Source organism: Streptomyces sp. NPDC030799 (genome assembly GCF_055572255.1).
Map to the genome: position 1 here is coordinate 435,184 of NZ_JBVIDS010000007.1, position 6,851 is coordinate 442,034.

8 protein-coding genes and 1 rRNA gene are annotated in these 6,851 nt (G+C 69.1%); all 9 read right to left on the reverse strand.

Annotation, left to right across the window (positions count from 1 at the left end):
* Positions 1-7 precede the first annotated feature (7 nt).
* On the reverse strand, positions 8-1,069 hold the full coding sequence (locus ACZ41I_RS20640; RefSeq protein WP_363220141.1) for an NAD-dependent epimerase/dehydratase family protein: 1,062 nt from the start codon (positions 1,067-1,069) through the stop codon (positions 8-10).
* A 192-nt stretch (positions 1,070-1,261) separates the two neighbouring features.
* Positions 1,262-1,360 carry a 30S ribosomal protein bS22 gene (locus ACZ41I_RS20645; RefSeq protein ID WP_003948845.1) on the reverse strand — a complete coding sequence of 33 codons (99 nt, stop codon included), beginning with the start codon at positions 1,358-1,360 and terminating at the stop codon, positions 1,262-1,264.
* A 147-nt stretch (positions 1,361-1,507) separates the two neighbouring features.
* Positions 1,508-1,720: a helix-turn-helix domain-containing protein gene (locus ACZ41I_RS20650; protein ID WP_121791081.1), complete on the reverse strand. Its 213-nt coding sequence runs from the start codon at positions 1,718-1,720 to the stop codon at positions 1,508-1,510.
* 129 nt (positions 1,721-1,849) lie between these two features.
* The gene (locus ACZ41I_RS20655; RefSeq protein ID WP_363220142.1) at positions 1,850-2,665 is read right to left on the reverse strand and encodes a phosphatase; all 816 of its coding nucleotides are present in this window, start codon (positions 2,663-2,665) and stop codon (positions 1,850-1,852) included.
* Between the two features lie 129 nt (positions 2,666-2,794).
* Positions 2,795-3,967 carry an acetoin utilization protein AcuC gene (locus ACZ41I_RS20660; protein ID WP_468514741.1) on the reverse strand — a complete coding sequence of 391 codons (1,173 nt, stop codon included), beginning with the start codon at positions 3,965-3,967 and terminating at the stop codon, positions 2,795-2,797.
* Entirely contained in the window at positions 3,918-5,144 is a 1,227-nt protein-coding gene (locus ACZ41I_RS20665; protein ID WP_468514742.1) for an MFS transporter, read from the reverse strand. Before ACZ41I_RS20665 ends, ACZ41I_RS20660 begins: the two co-directional genes overlap by 50 nt.
* Before the next feature lie 82 nt (positions 5,145-5,226).
* A complete protein-coding gene (locus tag ACZ41I_RS20670; protein WP_468514743.1) occupies positions 5,227-5,958 on the reverse strand; it encodes a VC0807 family protein in 732 nt (243 codons plus the stop codon).
* Between the two features lie 93 nt (positions 5,959-6,051).
* A complete protein-coding gene (locus ACZ41I_RS20675; protein ID WP_468514744.1) occupies positions 6,052-6,696 on the reverse strand; it encodes an HAD family hydrolase in 645 nt (214 codons plus the stop codon).
* Between the two features lie 60 nt (positions 6,697-6,756).
* A 5S ribosomal RNA gene (rrf, locus tag ACZ41I_RS20680) occupies positions 6,757-6,851 on the reverse strand; the annotation flags it as partial.

Genomic DNA, 6,851 nt, shown 5'->3' on the forward strand with positions numbered 1-6,851 from the left:
CCGCTCCTCAGTTGGCGCTGTACGTGGTGGGCCGGCCGCCGCCCCGCGCGGCCAGCGCGGCGATCCGGTCGACGGCCCCCGCGAGGGCCTCCGGTGGGACCAGCCCGGGCCCCTGGCCGCGCGCGAAGTCCGCGAACGTCTCCGCCGTCGTGTATCTGGGCGTGAAACCCAGCGTCTCGCGCATCTGGACCGTGTCCACCACACGCCCGTGCGTGAGCAGCCGGATCTGCTCCGGCGAGAAGTCCGTCATTCCGAGCGTACGCACCAGCGAACCCGCCCAGGTGACCGCGGGCAGCAGCAACGGCACGGTCGGCCGCCCGAGCCTCCGGGAGCACTGCGACAGCAGCAGCACGCCGTCCCCGGCGATGTTGAAGGTGCCGCTGTTGAGTGTGCCCCGGCGCGGCTCGTGCGAGGCGATCCTGAGCACCTCGACGACGTCGTCCTCGTGCACGAACTGCAGCCGCGGGTCGTAGCCGAACACGGTCGGCAGGACGGGCAGTGCGAAGTAGGAGACGAGCGGGGTGTCCGCGGCGGGCCCGAGGATGTTGGCGAACCGCAGCACGCACACGGCGACGTCCGGCCGCCGCCGGGCGAAGCCGCGCACATAGCCCTCGACCTCGACCGTGTCCTTCGCGAAGCCGCCGCTGGGCAGCGACTTCGGCGGGGTCGTCTCGGTGAAGACGGCCGGATCACGCGGCGCCGACCCGTACACGTTCGTGCTGGACTTCACCACCAGCCGTTTCACGGTCGGCGACTTCTGGCAGGCGCCGAGCAGCTGCATGGTGCCGATGACGTTGGTCTCCTTGACCATGGCCCGGCTGCCGCTGCCCAGCGCGGTCCCGGTGACGTCCATGTGGACGACCGTGTCGGCGCCTGTTTCGGCGAGCACCCGGGCGATCCCCGGCTGCCGGATGTCGGCCTGGATGAAATCCGCCCCGCCCAGATGGTGCGCCGGCGGCACCGCGTCCACGGCGATCACCCGGTCGACCTCGGGATCCCGCTGGATCCGCCGTACGAAGCGGCCGCCCAGTTGCCGGGCCACTCCGGTGACGAGCACGACCTTCCCCAAGATCAGCGCCTTCCTTCGTACGGATGCGTACGGCCAACCTAGCGGTTTGCTGTTGCGCTGTGATGACCGCCCGATGCACCAAGTGACGGAAATTCACTCTCGGAACCTACGGGTTCCCCGACATGCCTGTGGCCTCCCACCAATGTTGGTGGGAGGCCACAGAGCCACGCTGACACGCTCGCGCGCGTCGCCTTACTTCTTGTTGCGACGCTGAACGCGCGTGCGCTTGAGCAGCTTGCGGTGCTTCTTCTTGGCCATCCGCTTGCGCCGCTTCTTGATAACAGAGCCCACGACTACCCTCGCTCACTTCTCATCACTCGGTTGTTTGGGCGCCATGGGCCCACACGACCTACGAGGGGCTAGCCTACCCAACCGAGCGCCAAGGTCGTAATCGAGGGGGGTGCCCCGGGTCACCCGGGGGTCACCCTGGGATTGCCGTCAGGCCGTCTCCACCCCCACATAGCTGTCACGGAGGTACTCGTGTACCGCTTGTTCCGGGACACGGAAGGACCGCCCCACCCGGATCGCGGGCAGATGACCGCTGTGCACCAGGCGGTACACGGTCATCTTCGACACTCGCATCACCGAGGCGACCTCCGCCACGGTAAGGAACTGAACCTCGTTCAGAGGCCTCTCGCCAGCTGCAGCCATGACACACCTGAACCTTCCGCACTCGACGGCCACCGGCTTCCCCTTCCGGTGACTCTTCGTCGTTGCGTGCTCACTCCCCAATGTAGGGGCGGGTGATGCAAGTGGGGAAGAGGTGCACCCATCGCAGGCCTACTGTGACAGACACGCTCGTTTGAGTACGTAGCGGGTGAGCGGCCGGTAGTGATCAGACGGCACGGCGTCATCAACCGGAACGACCACGGACACGCGCCCCTCGGCCTCCCCGACGAACAGCGCCGGATCGTCGGTGTCAGCCAGACCGATGGCCTCGAACCCCAGCTGACCTGCACCGCAGACCCACCCGTGATCCCCTACGACCAACTCGGGCAGCGGCCCTCCGCCTTCCGCCGCGGCCTCCAGCACGACCCGAACCGGCAGCGGCGAATGACAGTGCACACCCGGCTCACAACCGGGGCGCCCACCGACGGTTTCCCGCACCAACCCGACACCTCGTGCGTAGTCGACCGCACACGTACGTAGACCGAACCGGGTCAATATGTCGACACAGCGACCCTGCGCGGGGGTGAGCACGTCACACCCCGCCGCCGAGAGCGCGTCCGCCAAGCCGGCGTAGAACCCGAGCAGCCGCTGCGGATGCCCGGTCCCGAACAGCACGGGCGCACCCCGCCTGGCCGCCTCCCCGATCCGCGCCGCGAAAGCGTCCAGCGCGGCCAGCGTCCGCTCCGGATCGATCACGTCCAAGCCAGAAGTGTGCCGAGGATCGGCCGAAACCCCGCACCTCTCCGCCATGAGCCCCAGCACGTCCCGCTCCCCCCAGGACCCTTCGGGATCGATGCCGATCAACACCCGCGGATCCCGGGCGGCGAACAGCCGATAACTCCGCAGGCTGTCCTCCCGGGAGGTCCCGACCTCCCCGGCAAGCCGAACAGCCAGCAGATGCGCACGCAGAGCTCCGCCGGTCCACACGGATGCGATGGTGACGCATGAGGGAGGGGCCGAGGACCGGAACGGCTCAAGTGCGCACGGTTGGCCTAACGCGTGCCACCGCAGCCGCGAGCAATCGTGCCTCCCTCCATGGGGAAACCCCCGGACGGCTCAGGGAAGAAGCCCCCGCAGCGGAAACACCGCCCGGCGAGTGGCCCGTACGGCCTGGTCCAAGCGATCAGCGGGGTCGTACCCCGACTCCCACGACGCCCAACTCACCGGCCACCGGCCGTCAGTCATCCGCTGCGGCCCCAACTGCCGGGTCAAGGCGAACACCTCCCGCCGCCAGCCCTCGGGAATCACCGTCTCCGGCGCCACAGGCCGCCCTGCAGCGATCCCGACCAAGTGCGTCCACGACCGCGGCACCACATCCACCACCGCATACCCGCCGCCCCCCAGCGCGACCCACTTGCCCCCGGCGTACTCGTGCGCCAGCTCATGGCACGCCACCTGCACGGCCCGCTGCGCGTCCAACGACACGGCGAGATGCGCCAGCGGATCCTCGAAGTGCGTGTCAGCCCCGTGCTGCGACACCAGCACCTGCGGCCGGAACTCCGCGAGCAACTCCGGCACCACCGCGTGAAACGCCCGCACCCAGCCCCCGTCCCCGGTCCCCGCCGGCAGCGCCACGTTCACCGCGGCCCCCTCCCCCGCCCCGGCCCCGGTCTCCTGCGGCCACCCGGTCCCCGGGAACAACGTACGAGGATGTTCGTGCAGCGAGATCGTCAGAACCCGCGGATCCTCCCAGAACGCCGCCTGCACCCCGTCCCCGTGATGCACGTCGACGTCCACATAAGCGACCCGCTGGGCCCCCAGCTCCAGCAACCGGGCGATGGCCAGCGACGCGTCGTTGTACACACAGAACCCCGCCGCGCCCCCGGGCATCGCATGGTGCAGCCCGCCCGCGAAGTTCACGGCGTGCTCGGCGTCCCCCCGCCACACCGCCTCCGCCGCGCCCACCGACTGCCCGGCGATCAGCGCGGACACCTCGTGCATCCCCGCGAACGCAGGATCATCAAGGGTCCCGAGCCCGTACGACCCGTCGGCCCCGGCCGGATCGGCCGACGCGGCCTTCACGGCGTCGATGTAGTCCTCCCGGTGGACCAGCCGCAGCGTCGACTCCCCGGCGGGCTTGGCCGCGACGACCTCCATCTCCCGGTCGAGCCCGAAGGCACCCACCAGTTTGCGGGTCAGTGCCAGCCGGACCGGATCCATCGGATGGTCCGGGCCGAAGTCATAGCCCGTTACTGCCTCGTCCCACATCAGCTGTGCACGGCCGCTCATGCCCGCCACCGTATCGGTCCGGTTGAGCAGCGAACGACCTGGCGTACACCAGTGTCACCAGCACCAACACCATCGGCACCAGCATGGCCCCCCGATAGCTCCACGCCTCGCCCAGCGCCCCCACCAACGGCGAACCGATCAGAAACCCCACGTAATTGAAAATGTTCAGCCGCGCGATGGCCGCATCCGAAGCCCCCGGACCGCGATGTTCAAAAGCGAGCCGCCCCGCCGCCGCGAACGTCTGCGGCACCAGCACGCACAACCCCAGACCCAGCAGCGTGAACCCCAGCATCCCCACCCACGCCCCGGGCGCCGAGGCCACCACCGCGAACCCGCCGGCCGCCACCAGCGTCCCGAGCCGTACGACCGCCGCGGCCCCGAACCGCCGCACCCCGAAGTCCCCGATGGCCCGCCCCACCAGCGTGGTCACCATGTACACGTTGTACGGCACGGTCGCCAGCTGCTCGGAACTACCCAGCACGTCCTTCAGATACTTCGCGCTCCAGTTGGAGACCGTCGAGTCCCCGATGTAGGCGAAGGTCATCACCAGACACAACGGCAGCAGCAGCTTGAAGACGACACCCCCGCCCTTGGTGCCCTGCTCCTCCAGGGGCGCCGGATCCCCGTCGACGTACCACCGGCTCCCCGCCAGCGTCGCCGGCAGCAGCACGGCCACCACCGGCAGGTACGACACCCACAGCGCGAGATGCCAGTGCGCCCCGACCCAGGCCAGCGAGGCACCCAGGATCCCGCCCAGGCTGTACGCGGCATGAAAGCTGAGCATGATGCTGCGCCCGTACGACCGCTGCAGGCTCACCCCGAGCATGTTCATGGAGGCGTCCAGCGCGCCCACGGCCAGCCCGAACGCGCCAAGCGCCACCGCGAGCTCCGCGATCCGCCCGCCCGCCCCGGCACCGAGCAGCGCCAGCAGCACCAGCGGCTGGGACCAGCGCAGCAGCCGGCTGGGCCGTATCCGCTTCACCAGCTGCTCGGTGGTCACGCTGCCGACACCGGCGAGTATCGGTACGGCGGCCAGGAAGGCCGGCAGCAGCGCGTCGGAGATGCCGTACCGGTCCTGGACGGCCGGGATGCGCGTCACCAGCAGGGCGAAGGTCACGCCCTGGGCGAAGAAGCCGAACGCCAGCGAGGCCCTGCCGCGCCGCAGCACATCAGTCATGGCGGCGAGCGTAGGGCCCCGGACTACCCGTGGGTAGATCCAGCCAAAGATGAATTTCCTTCAGCTTTGCTTTCCTTGCCGATCAGGCGGCGACTGCCACGTCGGCGGGCCGACCGGCCTTCTCCGCCTCCGCCTCCGCGGTCAGCATCTTCTCCATCGGCTCGATGGCCAGCCCACCGCCGACGACCATGCCGATGCCGATCGCGCCGATCAGGAAGACCGTGCCCAGCCAGACCATGGTGTCCACGGGGACGGTGTAGGCGCCCACGACCCGGGCGACGCACTCGGCGAGCAGCGCCAGGCCCCAGACGACGGAGTAGACCCGCTCCTTGCGCAGGAACTCCGCGGACCGGGCCGCCGCCCCGGACATCAGCCGCGCCCAGGCCGCCTCCTTGGCCGCGTCACCCTTGACCAGGAAGGGCTTCAGGCCCGCGGTCATCATCGGCCGGCCCAGCCGCACGGAGAGCAGGATCCCGATCGCGACCGTGCTGCTGACCGCGCCGTCCTTGGCGAGCATCAGCCGCGGATCGCCGGAGACGAAGGTCAGCAGCAGCGAGACGACGTTGACGGCCAGGATCAGCCCGGCAAGTCCGTTCGCCTTCCGCTCCCTCACCAGGCTCCACACGGTCCGCACCGCCGGCACCACGCTGCTCCAGGCGAGCGCGGCGAAGGTGCTCATCCCGAAGGCGTCCTTGAAGAGGTAGTACGAGCCGAGCGGCACCGCCACGTCCACGATCAGCGGCATGAAATTGTCCAGCGCGCTCGGGCTCTGCTGCTGCTCGGTCCGGCCCTGGGCCCCCGTGTTCTTCGTCATGCCCTCAGCTTGGCCGCCGCAGGGGGTCCGCCAGTAGAAACGATCGTCCGGACGTCCGCATGACAATTGTCAGGCCCGGACCGATGGTTCAGGTCATACCAGCAGGTCAGCCAAGTCCCCCATGGACGAGAACAGTTGACCGGCCCCCGCCAGCTTCGCCGCCGGCGTCATCGCGGTGAACCCGAAGACGTCCATCCCGGCCGCCACGGCCGCCTGCACGCCCAGCGGAGAGTCCTCTATGACCAGGCACCGTTCGGGAGCAACGCCCATCCGCTCAGCGGCGTACAGGAACAGATCGGGTGCCGGCTTTCCCCGCCCCACGTCCTCGGAGCTGAAGATGCGCTCCTCCGTGAACCACCGGTCGAGCCCGGTCGTCCGATGCCCGACGCGGATCCGCGCATGACTCCCGGAAGAGGCCACGCAGTACGGCACCTCGTCCGCGGCCAGCTTCTCCAGTACGCCCTCGACGCCGGCCACGGGCTCCAACTCCCGCTCGAACGCGGCGAACACCCGCGCATGGAAGACGTCGTCGAAGTCATCAGGCAGCCGCTGCCCGGTCCGCTCCAGCACCAGCTCATGGATCCGGTGCATGGCCGATCCCATGTAGTCCCGGATGGAGTCCTCGTACGATGTCGGGTGCCCCAGTTCGGTCAGATAGGCGGCCAGGTGCCGATTGGAAATCGGCTCACTGTCGACGAGGACACCGTCGTTGTCAAAGATGACAAGGTCATAGCGCATGCGATCGATCTTAAACACAGAAAGGCCCACGCCGGATGGCGTGGGCCTTTCTCAAAATTTGTTCGGCGGCGTCCTACTCTCCCACAGGGTCCCCCCTGCAGTACCATCGGCGCTGTGAGGCTTAGCTTCCGGGTTCGGAATGTAACCGGGCGTTT

Excerpts from the sequence above, each read along its gene's own strand:
- ACZ41I_RS20650 (WP_121791081.1), bottom strand. The coding sequence starts at position 1,720 with ATGGCTGCAGCTGGCGAGAGGCCTCTGAACGAGGTTCAGTTCCTTACC.
- ACZ41I_RS20665 (WP_468514742.1), bottom strand. The coding sequence starts at position 5,144 with ATGACTGATGTGCTGCGGCGCGGCAGGGCCTCGCTGGCGTTCGGCTTC.
- ACZ41I_RS20670 (WP_468514743.1), bottom strand. The coding sequence starts at position 5,958 with ATGACGAAGAACACGGGGGCCCAGGGCCGGACCGAGCAGCAGCAGAGC.
- ACZ41I_RS20660 (WP_468514741.1), bottom strand. The coding sequence starts at position 3,967 with ATGAGCGGCCGTGCACAGCTGATGTGGGACGAGGCAGTAACGGGCTAT.
- ACZ41I_RS20675 (WP_468514744.1), bottom strand. The coding sequence starts at position 6,696 with ATGCGCTATGACCTTGTCATCTTTGACAACGACGGTGTCCTCGTCGAC.